Raw genomic sequence first — 15,436 nt, 5'->3', positions numbered from 1 at the left:
GCCGGATTTTTTAAGGCGTAATATGACCCGTCATCATGACGGTTACCGTTGCGCCAGTTGCTGCACCTCAGCCCATACGCTGTCATCCGCGGGGATGCCGTTGGCGGTGAAATACGCCCGGTTTTTCATCGACGTTTCCCCTGGAAAGAACACCTCACGCTGATTTTCCGCCGGTTCCGACGTCTTGACGTACTGGGCGACGCTTGCAGCCATATTTTCGCTGAATTCCCTGCCGCCGAAATGGGTGGGATCGAATACCATAAAGACCTGGCTCGCGCCGGTGCAACTCCCTTGCTGAATGTTATCGATCTCATTGGTTGGCGCGCCCGCCGTCAGGAAAGCCGCCATTGTGTCCAGCAGCACCGCCATACCGGAGCCTTTCCAGTAACCGGTGGGCAGAATACGCATTGACTCTTCCACCGGCCCCGGTTCATCGGTGAGATTGCCGTCTTTATCAAATCCCCCCGGAAAAGGCAGTTTTTCCCCTTTCAGGCGTGTCACCTGCAGCTTGCCATAGGAATACTGCGACATCGCCATATCAAGGACCAGGGCGCCTTCTTTCATCGGCACCGCCATGACGAAGGGATTGTTGCCGAGACGTGGTTTTTTCGCCCCCCACGCGGGCATGCAGGATTCGGTATTGGTCCAGCACATTGCCGCATACCCATTCTCAGCGGCTTTCCAGCCATAGGTGCCGCCGCGCATCCAGTGCGTCGTGTTGCGTAGGCCCACAATGCCGGCGCCATGCTCGGCGGCCAGCGCCATCGCTCGCTCAACCGCAAACAGGGCGTTGGTGATGCCGATACCGCGCTGTCCGTCGTAAATTTCGATACTGCCGAGGGATTTGACTTTTTCAGGCGCGGCGTGGATATCAACCCACCCCTTGTTGACATAATCGATAAAACGCGCGACGCGGTTAAGGCCATGCGAAAAAATACCGTCACAGCTGGCTTGCGTATGAACCTGAGCGCAGGTATCCGCCTGTACTTCATTTAAACCGGCATTCAGGAACGCCTGTTTAACGGTGTGTTTCATTTCGTCAAATGTCACCAGTGGCATAGCATCTCCTGTTAACAACGAATCGGTTTCCAAGGCATGCCTGAGGGCTGCCCGTAAAGCTCAAATTACGTGCGCCGGTACTACCATACAAGTATGTGAAAGTAAAAATCAGCATGGCATCACAAAATTAATCGTCTATTGCATGGATTGCAGACGTGACCCTACCGGGGATTGATAGCCTTATTTCTCATAACGTCTGTAGCGAAAACAACAGGACGGCCCATCAGGCAGCAAGCGCCGGCGCTGTCGATAGGCGACAAACATGGCGGCCTGCTTTATCATTTCAGCTCAGCGTGAGGGCCAGCAAGGGCTACGGGGACTGGAATCTGCCGGGCCGGAACGGCGCCAGCATGGGGTGCAATTCACCGGTGGCGATTTCCCGGCCGAGCAGTTCGCCGATAATCAATGCCAGCGTGGCGCCTGAATGGGTAAAGGCGACATAGCACCCCGGGGCTTGCTCAAGCTCGCCGAGTACCGGGAAACCATCGGCGGGAACGGGTTTCCAGCCGGCTTTATAACCGGCAAGCTTAAGCGGTGAACCGGTATTCAGTACGTGATCACCCTCGGCTAACAGCTGTTGCAGGACGGCGTCCGGCACGGTGCAAACCCCGTGCTCATCTTTTTTGATCTCATCGGTACACCAGCCGTGTTCCACCGCCAGCGTATTGCCGGGATTGGGGCGCATGGCCACCCTGGGGGTATTCAGCACCACGGCAGGGCGACTGTCCGCAGGCTGGGTAATGGCAAGCATCGATAACACCGACCCATCCGGCAAAGGGATGCCCATACCGGCCAACACCTGGACGGTGGCGGGGCCGCAGGCCAGCAAGACTTTGTCGCACGCATAGTCGCCTTTGCGCGCTGAGGTGACGCCGTTTGCCACCCCCCGCGCATCGATCAGCGGCACGGTTTTGCCCGCATCCTCGATAATGGCGCCACCACGCTCGGTAAATTCCGCCGCCATATGGGCAATCAGATCGGGCAGGCTGACCCAGCCTTCCCCGGCATTATAAATACCATGGGTTTTGACCGCGCCGGGGACGATGGCGGCATCGAGCCGGTTAAGATCATCAGCCTGAATAAGCACGGAATCATAGCCGCGCCGTTGCTCAATCGCATGCCATGCCAGCACTTCATCTTCATCAGACCAGAATATCCCGCCATCGAATTTTAGCCAGTCCACAGCGGGATTGCTGCGGTACAGGGTGCGGTAGCGATCGATGCCCGCCATCCTGAGCCGGTAATAATGGTCAGGCCAGGGGCCCGCGGCGTTTAACCAGGAAAGTGAACGGCCCGAAGCGCCGGAAGCCAGCTTTTTTTCCGTCAATAAGCTGACCTGCATCCCGGCGCGCGCCAGGTGCAGCGCGCATGACATCCCGATCACTCCGCCACCGATAACGGCTATTTTCATTCTTACCTCCCTCCGGATGAGCCACTATGCATTCCCCTTAACCATAGCCGTAAAAAACTGCGCGCCGGTAATAACCTAAACTTATCCCGGAGGCAACGCTGGGCAAAATGACGGGTTAAATTCACGGAATAGTTTATTTTGAAAAGAATGATAACGGTATCGCCAAGGGAGGTTTTTAAAATGGCTGATTTATATGAATATAATAATTATCTTACTTATTTGACTGTTCTCACAAAATAAAAATATCACATAAATTAAAATTTTTGTAAAGTTTTCCGGCTGTGTCTTCCTCCAGCGCAGCGCGGCTGCGAACATCGTTTTAACCCAGAGGCGAAAAATGAAAATAGCGATTGGCTGTGATCACGTCGGGCTGATTCTCAAGCCGGATATCATTGAATTCCTGCAATCGGCATCGATTGAAGTGATTGATAAAGGAACGCATTCCTCCGATCGCACCGATTACCCCTTATATGCCGAACGGGTCGCCGGCGCCGTGCTGTCAAACGAGGCGGACCTGGGCATCCTGATCTGCGGCACGGGCATCGGCATTTCCATCGCGGCGAATAAAATCGACGGCATCCGCGCGGTGGCATGCAGCGAACCGTATTCCGCCAAACTGTCGCGTGAACATAACAATACCAATATCCTGGCTTTCGGCTCGCGTGTCGTTGGCAGCGAGCTGGCGAAGATGATCGTCGGGCAATGGCTGGCGGCGGAATTTGAGGGCGGGCGCCATCAACGGCGGATTGATTTGATTAAGAGCCTGGAGCGGGGCGCATCGCTGGATAAAAATGACCGCCACGACGGTTAGGAAAAACAGCGGCGCTTAATCACTCACGGCAGGGTCGTCTATCCTTAACAGTTCAGCGGCACATTCTGAACGCGAGGATTATGATGACCCAGTTAACCAGCGATTTTTTTGTCGAACGCCTGCAGGCATGGGGCGTGACGCGTATTTATGGCTACCCTGGCGACGGTATCAACGGTGTGCTCGGCGCATTGCAGCGCGCCGGGAAAAACGGCCGGGGCATCGAATTTATCCAGGTGCGCCATGAGGAGATGGCCGCCTTTATGGCCTGCGCCCATGCCAAGTTTACCGGAGAGCTTGGCGTCTGCCTGTCCACCGGCGGCCCCGGCGCCACCCATCTGCTTACCGGGCTGTACGACGCCAAAATGGATCATATGCCGGTGCTGGCCATTTCCGGCCAGGCGGAAGCCACCGCCCGGGGTGCAAATTATCAGCAGGAGCTGAACCTCGATCGTGTTTTTGCCGATGTGGGCAATTTTGTGCAGGAAGCCGCGACTCCCGCGCAGCTGCGCCACCTGGTCGATCGCGGCGTGCGCATCGCCGTGGCCCAGAACGGTGTTACGGTGCTGATTTTACCGAAAGACGTGCAGGACGAACCCTGGCAGGAGCCGCGGCAGGCGCACGGTTTTACCCGTTCCGGCCCCGGCTACCAGCGCCCGCGCGTCGTGCCTTATCCGGCTGATTTACAGCGCGCGGCCGACGTGCTGAACGCGGGCAAAAAAGTGGCGATCCTGATTGGCGCCGGCGCGCGCGCCGCCGCCGTGGAGGTGGTACAGGTCGCTAATCTCCTGGGCGCCGGGGTGGCGAAAGCCCTGCTCGGCAAGGACGTGCTGCCGGACGATGCGCCCTTTGTCACCGGCGCGATTGGGCTGCTTGGCACCAAACCGTCATGGGATATGATGCAGCAGTGCGATACGCTGCTGATGATAGGCACCGGTTTCCCCTGGGCGGAGTTCCTGCCCGGTGACGGCCAGGCGCGCGCGGTGCAAATTGATATCGACCCGTCCATGCTTGGGCTGCGTTATCCCGTGGAGGTAAACCTGCACGGCGATGCGGTGGAAACGTTGCACGCCCTGCTGCCGCTATTGACGCACAAAGCGGATCGCGGCTGGCAGGAAGATATTGCCCGTAATATCAAACAATGGTGGCAGACCCTGGAAGAACGCGCCATGGCCAAGGCTAACCCCGTCAATCCCCAGCGCGTGGTGTGGGAAATGTCGCCTTTATTACCCGATAACGCCATCGTCACCTCCGACTCGGGCTCCTGCGCCAACTGGTATGCCCGCGATTATCGGGTCAAGCAGGGACAGCGCTCCTCGCTGTCCGGGGGCCTGGCCTGCATGGGCGCCGCGGTGCCTTATGCCATCGCGGCGAAATTCGCCCATCCGGCGCGACCGGTGGTGGCCCTGATCGGGGATGGCGCGATGCAGATGAACAATATGGCCGAGCTGATTACCATCCAGAAATATTGGCAGGGCTGGCAGGATCCCCGGCTGGTGATTTGCGTCTTCAATAATGAGGATTTAAACCAGGTGACCTGGGAACAACGGGTGATGGAGGGCAATCCACGCTATCCGGCCACGCAGTCGGTGCCCAACGTCGGTTATGCGCAGTTCGCCGAGTCGCTGGGACTGAAAGGCCTGTATGTCGACGATCCCGACGCCCTGGCGCCGGCCTGGGCGGCGGCACTGGCCGCCGACCGGCCGGTGGTGCTGGAAGTGAAAACCGACCCCGAGGTGGCGCCGCTGCCGCCGCATATCACCTGGCAGCAGGCCAAGGCCTTTATGTCCTCGCTGGCAAAGGGCGATCGCGGCGCGGGGCAGGTGATTGCCGATACGGCGCATCAAATCTTCGACGGCATCCTGCCGGGTAAAAAAGCCTAGCGCCGGTGGCGCGGCGCTGCGGCAACGCCGCCGTCAAGGGTCCGGCAGGCAGCGTTGCCGCTAGGTGCCGGCGCCCGGCGCGGCCGCTCCGCTTTTACGCAGCCGGGCGGCCAGTCCTTTTAGGAAATAGCGCAGGAACTGGTCGCCGCACAAACGGAAATTTTTATGATCCGGCGCGCGCAGCATGGCGGTCAGCTCCGGTTGGGAAACCTTGAAATCCTGTGACTGCAGGATATCCCGGATATCGTCGGTCTTCAGCGCAAAGGCGACGCGCAGCTTTTTCAGGATAATATTATTATTGATTTTACGTTCAATTTTCGGCGCCGGCCGGCTGTCGTCCTTGCCGCGTTTATGGATAATCAGGCCATGGAGAAAATACCCCATCACCACATCCGGACAGGGCAGGTAGCCCGGTTCGTCTTCTTTTTTCACAAACGCCGCGATTTCCTGCGGCGTAATCACTGTGTCCGCCAGGGCCAGAATGGCCAATAAGTGGTCATTATGCAGGTTCAGCATATAGCGCACGCTGCGCAGCACATCGTTGTTCATCATTACCGGATTTTTCCCGCGCTCCAAGGTGTATGGCCGGCAGTATAAAGGTATCCGCCGGCGAACGCGAAATTGTTGCGTCCGGCATGCCGGACGCCGGAAAAGTGCCCACCGCGGCGTGTGTGACAATGTCACTTAAGCGGCGGGCTAGGCGGGGCGCCCGGCGGGGTGATTGTTACACCGTCACTACTAGCGAAACGGCGGTTCGTTGAAGGTGCGCAGCTTGCGTGAGTGCAGGCGATCGCCCTCGGCGCGCAGCTGTTCGATGGCGCAAATGCCGATTTGCAGATGCTCGGATATGGCGCCCTCATAGAAGCGGTTCGCCTGCCCCGGCAGCTTGATTTCGCCGTGCAGGGGTTTGTCGGACACGCACAGTAAGGTGCCGTAGGGCACCCGGAAGCGATAGCCCTGGGCGGCGATGGTGGCGCTTTCCATATCCACCGCCACCGCCCGGCTGAGATTAAAGCGCAGCGCCGAGGCGGAATAGCGCAGTTCCCAGTTGCGGTCATCGGTAGTCACCACCGTGCCGGTGCGCAAACGCTGCTTCACTTCTTCGCCCGGCATGCCGCTGACCATCTTGGTGGCGTCGTAGAGCGCGCGCTGCACTTCGGCGATGCTGGGGATGGGAATATCGGGGGGCAGCACCGCGTCCAGCACATGATCGTCGCGCAGGTACGCATGGGCCAAGACGTAATCGCCGATGGTCTGACTTTCGCGCAGGCCGCCGCAGTGGCCGATCATCAGCCAGGCATGCGGGCGTAGCACCGCCAGGTGATCGCAGATGGTTTTGGCGTTGGACGGGCCGACGCCGATATTGACAAGCGTAATCCCCCGGCCCTGGCGCGAGATCAGATGATACGCCGGCATTTGATGGTTTTTCCAGGCCAGGTCCGATACCGCCTGCTCGGGGTTGGCCGTATCGGCGGTGACAAAGGTGCCGCCGGCGCAGGACAGCGCCTCGTAGGGGCTGTCCGGATCGGCAATCTGGCTGCAGCCCCAGCGCACGAACTCATCGACATAACGCGTGTAATTGGTAAACAGCACAAAGGGCTGGAAATGCTCCACCGGCGTGCCGGTATAGTGCCGCAGGCGCGCCAGGGAAAAATCGGTGCGCAGCGCGTCGAAGTGGGACAGCGGATAGACATTGCCGGAGGTGAACAGCCCATCGGCGGTTTCATCGCCGATTTGCGCCAGCTCGGTGGTGGGGAAATGCTGCGCTATTCCGGCGCTCATCGAGCGGTCCAGGGCCAGGTCCGATCCGTCGATAACATACGGAAAGGGAATTTCCAGCCGCGACGGCACCACATCGATGGTGGCGGCATATTCCCCCGCCAGCAGCGCCAGTTGCTCCGCCAGATAGCGACGAAACAGCGCGGGACGGGTAATGGTGGTGCTGTAGCAGCCGGGATGGGTAAAGCGGCCGAAGGCCCGGGCCTTAGGATTGCCGGGCGTCACGCCGTCCCAGGTGACGCGCAGTTCGGGATAGCTGAACGCCCCCCCGGCGCGCGCCTGGGCGTCGGGCAATCGGCCCTGGGCGATATAGGCCTTGATGGCCTCGCGCAGCGCCGTCACCGCGCCGTCATACAGTTCATCGAGTTTATCAAGCGCCTGGGAGGCAGTGAGGTTTTTTCCTGCATCGTTATTGTTCACCATGACTCCTTTAGTTTCCAAATGCCCGCTCGGGAGCAATATTGTCCATCATAGCATCGCATGGCATTATTGCAGACCGTCGCGGCAGGAAGAAAAACGTAACGGAAAACGCATTTGCCCCTTTCATACGCCCGGGATTATTTTTCTGTTTGTTCGCGCCAGGCAATGGCTTACCATAGACACCAACTTAATTAGCGTGGTTTATGGATCTCCGATGCGTTACCTGGCGACACTGCTTCCCCTGCTCGCTTTACTTTCCGCCTGTAGCAGCAAGCCGAAGCCGGCGGAAAATCTTCCTATCGGCAGCCCCGCCCAAGGCGGATTCCTGCTGCGGCCGGAGCATACCGGCCCGCTCCTGGCCGGGGATTTTGCGTCTAACCCGGCCACCGAGGCTTTTATCGATAAAATGGTGCGCGAGCACGGCTTCGATCGCCAGCAGTTGCATGATGTCCTGGCTCAGACCCAGCGCCTTGACTGGGTGCTGCGGCTGATGGATCGCCAGGCGCCGGTCGGCCTGCCGCCGTCGGGCCCGAACGGCGCCTGGCTGCGCTACCGCAGTAAGTTCATTACCCCCGACAATGTGCAAAACGGCGTGGCGTTCTGGAACCAGTATAGCGATGCCCTGGAGCGTGCCCGCCAGGTCTACGGCGTGCCGCCGGAAATTATCGTCGGCATCATCGGCGTGGAGACCCGCTGGGGCCGGGTCATGGGCAAGACGCGCATTATCGACGCCCTGGCCACCCTGGCCTTTGCCTATCCGCGCCGCGCCGATTATTTTGCCTCCGAGCTGGAAACGTTTCTGCTGATGTCCCGCAGCGAAGGGGACGACCCGCTGGCGCTGCGCGGGTCCTATGCGGGCGCCATGGGCTACGGGCAGTTTATGCCCTCGTCGTTTAAAAGCTATGCGGTTGATTTTGACGGCGACGGCCATATCAACCTGTGGGATCCCGTGGACGCCATCGGCAGCGTCGCCAACTATTTCAAGGCCCACGGCTGGGTCGAGGGCGGCGCGGTGGCGGTGCCCGCCAGCGGCCAGGCGCCGTTCCTCGACCAGGGTTTCCAGACCCGTTATCCGGTAGCCACCCTGGCGGCCACCGGCCTGAGCCCGCAGGGATCCCTCGGCGGTTATCAGGAAGCCAGCCTGCTGCGCCTGGATTTCGGTACCCAATATCAATACTGGTATGGACTGCCCAATTTTTACACCATTACCCGCTACAACCACAGCACCCATTACGCCATGGCGGTATGGCAACTGGGCGAGGCGGTCGGGCGGGCGCGCCAGGGCGGCGCGGGCCCTCTGGTCACCCTGTCGTCCAGATAACCACCGCGTTGGCCAGGGGATGCGCTAGCCGTCCGTCGACCGCGTCACGTTTTCCCAGTCGTCGATCTGCGCCGCATAATCCTTAAGCTTGGCGCGCACCAGGGCCAGCGCGTCGCTGCCCAGCAGCAGATGCGCCGGCGGCCTGGCGCTGGCGATCAGCGCCAGGATGGCATCGGCCGCTTTCAGCGGGTCCCCCAACTGGCGCCCGCTTTTCTCTTCCCGCGCCTTGCGCATGGGATCGAACAGCCCATCGTAATCGGCAATGCTCCTGGGCGAACGCACCATGGAGCGGCCGGCCCAATCGGTACGGAACGAACCGGGCGCCACGGCGGTGACCGCGATGGAAAACGGCGCCAGTTCTTTGCCGAGCGTCTCTGAAATCCCTTCCAGCGCAAACTTGCTGCCGCAATAGTAGGCAATGCCCGGCATGGTGATAAAACCGCCCATGGAGGTGATATTGATAAGGTGCCCGGCGCGCCGTTTACGCATATACGGCAGCACCGCCTTGATCATGGCGACGGCGCCGAACACGTTTACGTCGAACTGGCGGCGCATTTCCTCCAGCGGCGATTCCTCCAGGATGCCTTCATGGCCGTAACCCGCGTTGTTGACCAGCACGTCGATGGGGCCGACGGCGGATTCAATGTCATCCACCACGCGGTTAACCGCGGCAACATCCGTGACATCCAGGATGCGGCCCACGGCATGCGCCGGATCCCGCGCGATAAATTCCCGCCTGGCCGCTTCGCCGCGCACGGTCCCGACGACGCGATGACCCGCCGCCATGGCCCGCCCGGCCAAGGCATGACCGAAGCCGCTGCTGACGCCGGTAATAAAAATTGTTTTTACATCACTCATAGCCTGCTCCCCTGATTGGATATTCAATCCGGCCGGCGCGGCAAGGATCATCGTCCCGAACCGGGAGAGGTCTTAACCGGCGCCGCCGGTGATTTGCATAGTAATAGGATTGGCAGCGAATGGAGATGCCCTTTAGTCGGCATATGTTGCCTGAAACTATAAATATGCTATTTTCTCAGGCTAGGGTATTCAATCAGCGCAGAGCGGACGGCGCCCATGACAATTGACCATTTTGCCGCGAATGACCGCCAGGATCGCATCGTGGCGTTACTGGCTAAACTTGCGCCCGCGGAGGGCTATACGCAGTCGCCGTTGCCGGATGTGCGCTTCCTGCGTTCCGACCGGCCGCTTAGCCGGGTGCCGGTGCTGTACGATCCGGGTATTGTTATCGTCTGCCAGGGCAGAAAGCGGGGATACCTTGGCGACAGGATCTACTGCTATGACGCCCGGCACTACCTGGCGGTGGCGGTGCCGGTGCCGTTTACCATGGAAACGGACGCCAGCGCGCAGGAGCCGCTGCTGGCCATCTATATGCACCTGAATTTTACCGTCGCCGCCGACCTGATGCTGCAGATTGACCAGCTGAAGACGGACGCCGGACCCCCGGCCAAACCGGAAAGCCTGATGTCGACGCCGATGGACGGCAAACTGCGCGACGCCGTGCTGCGCCTGCTGGAAGCCATGGACGATCGGATGGAGGCGGAAATCCTCGGTCCGGCGCTGATGCGGGAAATCTATTTCCGGGTGTTGAGCGGGCCGCAGGGCGGGGCGCTGCGATCGGCGCTGGCGATGCGCGGACAGTTCGGCAAGATTGCCCGGGCGATCCGCCGCATTCACACCACCTTTAACCGGCAGTTAACGGTTGAGCAGTTGGCGAATGAAGCGGGCATGAGCGTGCCGGGGTTTTTTTCCCACTTCAGGGCGGTGACCCATACCTCGCCGAAGCAATACCAGAAATCCTTGCGCCTCCATCAGGCCCGCCTGCTGATGGTGCGCAACAATATGACCGCGGCGGCGGCATGTGTCGAGGTAGGCTACGAAAGCGCATCGCAGTTCAGCCGGGAATTCAAACGGCTGTTCGGCCTGAGTCCGGTGGACGAGGTCCGGCGCATGAAAACGCATTTTGCCGTGCCGCCGGCGCAGCCCGCCGGACTCTATATCTCGTCCCATTAATAGTAAGGGCTGACATCCTGCCGGCGGCGCAGGATTTTTCCCCACGGCGTTACTTGATCAACCCCAGATAATGGTGGGGTTGGCGCATCGCCACCAGGTCCTTGCGGCGCGTGACGTTGGTGGGATAAGCGCCGCCGGCGGCCGACGCGGTATCAATGGTTTGCGTCGCCGTTCCCTGTTCCCGCCACATCAGGCGCTCCTGCCTGGGAAAGACGAAGGTTTCGGGTTGGAAGACGCCGCTGAAGCCTCCCGCGTCGCCGGCCTCGTTAATGCTGTTGGCAAACGCGAGATAGACATTATTTTCACCGGCGCGGGTACGCAGCAGATGCCAGTGGAGCGGATCGGCGCCGGTGGGGATCGGGTAATTTTGCCGTACCCGGCTGCCGGGATGCGCGCCGGTAAAGCCGTCTTTCAGCGCGGCCGAGCAGGCGAGGATATCACAGCCCATCAGCGCCAGGATCCTGCCCGGCTCCGGCAGCAGCGCATCATTGCCCAACATCAGGCCGATACGGCCCAGGGGGGTGTCGAACGCCCGCCAGTCATCGCCGGCGTTGGCCCATGCGCGGTCCTCGGCGGACAGATGCATCTGGCGATAGCTGCCCACCATGCCCGCGGGACCGAGCAGAAGCTGGGTGTTGTAGCAGCCGTTGTCGTCCCGCTCCGCCATGCCGATCACCAGATGTACCCGCAGGGTCATCGCCAGGCGGATCAGCGCGCCGACCGCCGCATCATCAAGCGGCAGCGCGCCGGCGCCTCCCGCGAGCGGCCCGGTCAGCGCCCGCTGCGGGAAGACCACCAGTTCGCTGCCATGCCGCTCCGCCGCCTCCCGCGCCATGGCGCTGATGCAAGCCAGGTTGTCGGCCACCCGGGCGCCCGGTGAGAACTGGGCCACGCTGATGCGGCTGGTCTTACCGGCAGGCAGGGGACGGTGGCCGTACAGGCCGAAAAAATCCTGCGGATTCCACAGGAAGCTGTCGCTGAGCAATTGATGATAACAATCGGGGCGGCGCTGGCTGAACACCGGCTCGCCCAGCACCCGGCGCTCACGGCTGCGCGCCAGGTCTATTTCCCCCAGCGCGATGCCGTCGCCGTAATCCACCACCGCCGCAATGCGCCCGTCCGGTTCGATAAGGCAGCTGCCGCCGCTGAACTGCACGCCGCGCTCCAGTCCCCAGCGGTTGCTCTCCAGCAGATAGCAGCTGTTTTCCATGGCGCGGCTGATCCAGTAAGGGGCCGGTGCGCGCTCCGCCAGCCAGTTGCTGATATGGCAGATAATATCGGCGCCGTCCAGGGCCAGCAGGCGCGCGGTTTCGGGAAAATGAATATCCATGCACACCAGCATGCCGATGCGGCCAATAGGCGTATCGAAGACCTGATGCCCGCGATCGCCCGCCGCCGCCCACTTGGGTTCGGAAATATAGGGATGGCTTTTACGGTGGGTGCCGACGATCCCGTCCGGGCCGATAAGCACCGCGCTGTTGTAATAAAGCGTGGTTTCCTCATCCTCCTCCGGCATGCCCAGCACGATATAACACCGGTAACGCGCCGCCAGCGCGGCGAACCGCGCCGTCGTGGCGCCTGGTACGGATTCCACCAGCGGCGCTATCTCCCGCCGGTCATACCAGCAGTAGCCGGTAGTGGCCATTTCCGGCGTGGTAATCAGCCGGGCGCCCCGTTGCGCGGCCTCTTCCACCAGTGCGAGCAGGCGTTGGATATTGTCTTCTTTGCACGCAAGCGTCGGCTCAAACTGAACGGCGGCGGCAAGATAAGGGTGTGCAGGCATGGTTATCCTCTTCATCAGTCAGTGTGTCGCCGTCATGACGGCGTGTTATTTCCGGCCGCCGGGCGTGCCGGGCGTCGTCCAGGAAAAGATATCGTTGGCCTGGATCAGGGCGCGGGCCATCTCCTCCACGGTGATGCGTTTATCCATGGCCTGATGGCGCAGGATCTCATACGCCTGCTCCTCGCCGATGCCGTGCATGCGCATCAAAATGGCCTTGGCCTCGCCGACCTGGCGCAGGCCCAGCACTTTTTTCTCCAGGCGCTCGATACGGTCGGACATCTGCCGCCGCCGGTGGGCGTGATGCAGCGCGAACACCATGGCCGAGAGCAGGCCGGTGGCGCGCACCGGCGTGGTGAGCGTGGTGCCGGCGCCCAGCCGCAGCGCGGTATCGATAAACGTGGGGTTTTCGTACTCGATCACTGAAATCAGCGCGTGTTTGCCCAGGTCCAGCCACGGCACTTCCGGCTCCGGCAGATCGGATCGCAGCGCCAGGAAAATCAGATCGGTATCCGCGGGCAGGTGTTCCGGCACCGGCCAGAAGGCGCGCACCTTGAAACCCATGCGGCGCAGGTGATTGGTCAGGGTTTCGCCGTCCTCGTTATCCGGATGCAGCACCGTACAGCGGATGCCGCGGCTTAATAACAAGGCGTCCGCGCTGGTGCGCGACGTATTAAGGCGCATTGGGCGGCTCCATTTTCGTCTGTTTGGTGATCCAGTCGCCCTGGATCTGATGCGTCATATACGGGTCGGGCGCCACCCGGCGACGCGACTCCTGGAGAATGGTGAACTGGCCGGCCGCGTTCGCCTGGCCGATACGCGGGTAAAGGCTGGTGTGCTGGTTGAGCGGATCGATGCGCACGCGTCCCTGGGGGGCGTCGTATTCGCAGCCGCGCAGCGCCGGCATCAGGCGCGACAGCCGATCGCTGCGGCATTCCCTGGCCGCGCGCGCGAAAAGATGGACCTGGCTGTAGGACGCTTCCCAGTTCATATCGGTGGGAATATCCTCTCCGAACTTGGCGTGGAAACGGCGCAGCGCCGCGGTATTCGCCGCGCTCTCCACGCTTTGGAAATAGGTGGCCGAGGTAAAATGGCCGACGCCGAGCGCCGCGCCCATGATGGCGATTTCAGTTTCAGAGGTGTTCAGGCTGCCGATGGGCATGCGTTCGGGGTCGATGCCCGCGGCATGATAAGCCTGGTAAAGAAAAGGCACCGTCTGGCCGACCACGGTACTGAAGATAAAATCCGGCCGCTTGTGTTTTATCTCCGCCATGATGGGCGGAAAGGCGTCGTAACTGGCGTCCATCGGCAGATAGCGCTCGCCCACCACCGCGCCGTCCGGCCGCTGCAATATCAGCTCCTGCATATTGCGGTTGCATTCGTAGGGGTAGACATAACGCGAGCCAATCATATAAACCCGCGCGCCAAAACGGCTGGCCAGGTAGTCCGCCAGCTGCACGCAGTTCTGGTTGGGGGCGGCCCCGCCGTAAATGATATTCTCGGAAAATTCGAACCCCTCATAGAACTGCGGATAGAACAGCAGACGCTGGTATTTCTCCACGACCGGCGACATGGCTTTACGGCTGCTGGATGTGTAGCCGCCGAAAATCACGTTGACGTTGTGTTCGACAATCAGCTGCTCGGCCAACTGGCGGAACCGGCTGTCCTGCGAGTGGGGATCGAGATGGATGGCATTCAGCATCCGGCCGTGGATCCCCCCCTGCTGGTTGACTTCTTCGATGGCAAGCGTGGCGCCGCGCATTTGCGACTGCTCCTGCGCCGCCGTCACCCCGAGGGTGGAGTAGAGTAAGCCAATATTAATCGGTGTTGCTGAACCCATGTGCACCTGCTTGTTGGCCGGGACGGAACCCGGTGGAAAGGGTCGGAAGCCGTATCCCGGCACGCGCCCGCGCCGGGACGTAAAGAAACTACGCCAGCAGATGTTTATCGAGCATGGCGCCCACGGTGTATTTCGGATCCACCATATTGCCCAGGCGGACTTTGCCGCACTGGCTGAGCAGCATATAGGCGTCCCACTGCTCGAAGCCGAAATCTTCCACCAGCCAATAGATAAGGTCGCGATAGGCGATGCGGGTGGCGTCTTCCAGCGGGCGGGCGCTGCCGATGCTCATGATCGAGGTGGCATTTTCCATGCGCGGCCACGCCAGCCGCCAGCCTTTGATAAGATCGACCCGGATGGTGGTTACCGAGGCGTATTCCACCGCGGTGCCGCAGATTTCGCCGTCGCCCTGACAGGCGTGGGCATCGCCGATAAACAGGCGTCCGCCCGGCGAGCGTACCGGCAGATAGGTAATGCTGCCCGGACCGATATCCGGCACATCCATATTGCCGCCATGATTATCCGGCGTCAGCGAGTTGATGGAGTCGATTTCAGGCGAAACGCTCAGCGTGCCGATATGCGGTTTATAGGGCAGGGTGTGGCGTTGGCTCCAGTAGACTTTTTCCCCGTCGAGCTTAATCATGCGCACTTTTTCCGGCAGGGGATCGTTGAGCATGGCGGTAAGATCGGTGCCGGTCAGCCCGCCGAAATGCGGGATCATGGCGCAGATGCCATACGGGTTGGCGCCGCGCGGCAGCATGGATTCGATATGCACCGCCAGCACATCGCCTTTCTCCGCCCCGCTGACCATGATCGGGCCGTTTTGCGGATTCAGAAACGGCATCTTCAGCAGCTGGCTGGGGATATCCTGCTCCGAGCTGATGGCGCCCTCAAAGGCATCGCGCGTATCGACAATCACACGATCGCCCGGTTCTATGGTCAGCACCGGCGTGGAATAAGGTCCGATAGTGTAGTGAAATTCTTTCTGCATCTCTTCCGTCAGATGATGCGTGACGGGCGTGCGGCCGGAACCGACGCCGCGTTGGTACATAATTGAATCGTCAAGCCATTTCATCAGGTCGTCCTCTTCTCAATCATAATGGG

13 protein-coding genes are annotated in these 15,436 nt (G+C 60.8%); 4 read left to right on the top strand and 9 right to left on the bottom strand.

Going from position 1 to position 15,436, the window contains the following annotated elements; all coding sequences use genetic code 11:
• Positions 1–42: 42 nt before the first annotated feature.
• Complete coding sequence (gene yiaK, locus ACL2XF_RS11490; RefSeq protein ID WP_413722491.1) at positions 43–1,059, bottom strand: 3-dehydro-L-gulonate 2-dehydrogenase; 1,017 nt, start codon at positions 1,057–1,059, stop codon at positions 43–45.
• Between the two features lie 310 nt (positions 1,060–1,369).
• Positions 1,370–2,470: an NAD(P)/FAD-dependent oxidoreductase gene (locus tag ACL2XF_RS11485; protein WP_413728633.1), complete on the bottom strand. Its 1,101-nt coding sequence runs from the start codon at positions 2,468–2,470 to the stop codon at positions 1,370–1,372.
• 337 nt (positions 2,471–2,807) lie between these two features.
• On the opposite strand from ACL2XF_RS11485, the gene rpiB reads away from it, so the two are divergent.
• Together rpiB and ACL2XF_RS11475 are read left to right on the top strand one after the other, a co-directional pair.
• Positions 2,808–3,281, top strand: a complete 474-nt coding sequence (gene rpiB, locus ACL2XF_RS11480; RefSeq protein ID WP_410015648.1) for a ribose 5-phosphate isomerase B — start codon at positions 2,808–2,810, stop codon at positions 3,279–3,281.
• An 83-nt stretch (positions 3,282–3,364) separates the two neighbouring features.
• Positions 3,365–5,161 (top strand): thiamine pyrophosphate-requiring protein, encoded by a 1,797-nt coding sequence (locus ACL2XF_RS11475; protein WP_413728806.1) that lies wholly within the window; start codon positions 3,365–3,367, stop codon positions 5,159–5,161.
• A 60-nt stretch (positions 5,162–5,221) separates the two neighbouring features.
• Here ACL2XF_RS11475 and ACL2XF_RS11470 read toward each other — a convergent pair whose 3' ends face one another.
• Both ACL2XF_RS11470 and ACL2XF_RS11465 read right to left on the bottom strand, forming a co-directional pair.
• A complete protein-coding gene (locus ACL2XF_RS11470) occupies positions 5,222–5,713 on the bottom strand; it encodes a DUF1456 family protein (protein ID WP_410015647.1) in 492 nt (163 codons plus the stop codon).
• Positions 5,714–5,899: 186 nt separating this feature from the next.
• Positions 5,900–7,363, bottom strand: coding sequence for an AMP nucleosidase (locus ACL2XF_RS11465; protein ID WP_410015646.1), 1,464 nt, complete (start codon positions 7,361–7,363; stop codon positions 5,900–5,902).
• Between the two features lie 211 nt (positions 7,364–7,574).
• Between ACL2XF_RS11465 and mltB the strand changes: the two genes are divergently transcribed.
• A complete protein-coding gene (mltB, locus tag ACL2XF_RS11460; RefSeq protein ID WP_413722493.1) occupies positions 7,575–8,681 on the top strand; it encodes a lytic murein transglycosylase B in 1,107 nt (368 codons plus the stop codon).
• A 24-nt stretch (positions 8,682–8,705) separates the two neighbouring features.
• Here mltB and ACL2XF_RS11455 read toward each other — a convergent pair whose 3' ends face one another.
• Positions 8,706–9,539, bottom strand: coding sequence for an oxidoreductase (locus tag ACL2XF_RS11455; protein ID WP_413728632.1), 834 nt, complete (start codon positions 9,537–9,539; stop codon positions 8,706–8,708).
• A gap of 216 nt (positions 9,540–9,755) precedes the next feature.
• On the opposite strand from ACL2XF_RS11455, the gene ACL2XF_RS11450 reads away from it, so the two are divergent.
• Complete coding sequence (locus tag ACL2XF_RS11450) at positions 9,756–10,712, top strand: AraC family transcriptional regulator (protein ID WP_413728631.1); 957 nt, start codon at positions 9,756–9,758, stop codon at positions 10,710–10,712.
• A 49-nt stretch (positions 10,713–10,761) separates the two neighbouring features.
• On the opposite strand, the gene ACL2XF_RS11445 is transcribed toward ACL2XF_RS11450, so the two are convergent.
• The 4 genes from ACL2XF_RS11445 to ACL2XF_RS11430 all read right to left on the bottom strand — a co-directional run bounded on the left by ACL2XF_RS11445 (position 10,762) and on the right by ACL2XF_RS11430 (position 15,407).
• The gene (locus ACL2XF_RS11445; protein ID WP_413728630.1) at positions 10,762–12,495 is read right to left on the bottom strand and encodes a nitrilase-related carbon-nitrogen hydrolase; all 1,734 of its coding nucleotides are present in this window, start codon (positions 12,493–12,495) and stop codon (positions 10,762–10,764) included.
• 45 nt (positions 12,496–12,540) lie between these two features.
• On the bottom strand, positions 12,541–13,176 hold the full coding sequence (locus tag ACL2XF_RS11440; protein ID WP_410015641.1) for an ANTAR domain-containing response regulator: 636 nt from the start codon (positions 13,174–13,176) through the stop codon (positions 12,541–12,543).
• Positions 13,166–14,332, bottom strand: a complete 1,167-nt coding sequence (locus ACL2XF_RS11435; protein ID WP_410015640.1) for a transporter substrate-binding domain-containing protein — start codon at positions 14,330–14,332, stop codon at positions 13,166–13,168. The genes ACL2XF_RS11440 and ACL2XF_RS11435 overlap by 11 nt, the downstream gene beginning before the upstream one ends.
• A gap of 88 nt (positions 14,333–14,420) precedes the next feature.
• Positions 14,421–15,407 carry an acetamidase/formamidase family protein gene (locus ACL2XF_RS11430; RefSeq protein ID WP_410015639.1) on the bottom strand — a complete coding sequence of 329 codons (987 nt, stop codon included), beginning with the start codon at positions 15,405–15,407 and terminating at the stop codon, positions 14,421–14,423.
• Between the last annotated feature and the right edge of the window lie 29 nt (positions 15,408–15,436).

This window comes from Sodalis sp. RH19, from assembly GCF_047324215.1.
In the GTDB taxonomy this organism is placed as follows: domain Bacteria; phylum Pseudomonadota; class Gammaproteobacteria; order Enterobacterales; family Enterobacteriaceae; genus Acerihabitans.
This window is presented reverse-complemented; position numbering and strand designations above follow the sequence as displayed.

Coding starts and splice junctions, on each gene's coding strand:
- yiaK (WP_413722491.1), bottom strand. CDS start 1,059: ATGCCACTGGTGACATTTGACGAAATGAAACACACCGTTAAACAGGCG.
- ACL2XF_RS11485 (WP_413728633.1), bottom strand. CDS start 2,470: ATGAAAATAGCCGTTATCGGTGGCGGAGTGATCGGGATGTCATGCGCG.
- rpiB (WP_410015648.1), top strand. CDS start 2,808: ATGAAAATAGCGATTGGCTGTGATCACGTCGGGCTGATTCTCAAGCCG.
- ACL2XF_RS11475 (WP_413728806.1), top strand. CDS start 3,365: ATGACCCAGTTAACCAGCGATTTTTTTGTCGAACGCCTGCAGGCATGG.
- ACL2XF_RS11470 (WP_410015647.1), bottom strand. CDS start 5,713: ATGATGAACAACGATGTGCTGCGCAGCGTGCGCTATATGCTGAACCTG.
- ACL2XF_RS11465 (WP_410015646.1), bottom strand. CDS start 7,363: ATGGTGAACAATAACGATGCAGGAAAAAACCTCACTGCCTCCCAGGCG.
- mltB (WP_413722493.1), top strand. CDS start 7,575: ATGCGTTACCTGGCGACACTGCTTCCCCTGCTCGCTTTACTTTCCGCC.
- ACL2XF_RS11455 (WP_413728632.1), bottom strand. CDS start 9,539: ATGAGTGATGTAAAAACAATTTTTATTACCGGCGTCAGCAGCGGCTTC.
- ACL2XF_RS11450 (WP_413728631.1), top strand. CDS start 9,756: ATGACAATTGACCATTTTGCCGCGAATGACCGCCAGGATCGCATCGTG.
- ACL2XF_RS11445 (WP_413728630.1), bottom strand. CDS start 12,495: ATGCCTGCACACCCTTATCTTGCCGCCGCCGTTCAGTTTGAGCCGACG.
- ACL2XF_RS11440 (WP_410015641.1), bottom strand. CDS start 13,176: ATGCGCCTTAATACGTCGCGCACCAGCGCGGACGCCTTGTTATTAAGC.
- ACL2XF_RS11435 (WP_410015640.1), bottom strand. CDS start 14,332: ATGGGTTCAGCAACACCGATTAATATTGGCTTACTCTACTCCACCCTC.
- ACL2XF_RS11430 (WP_410015639.1), bottom strand. CDS start 15,407: ATGAAATGGCTTGACGATTCAATTATGTACCAACGCGGCGTCGGTTCC.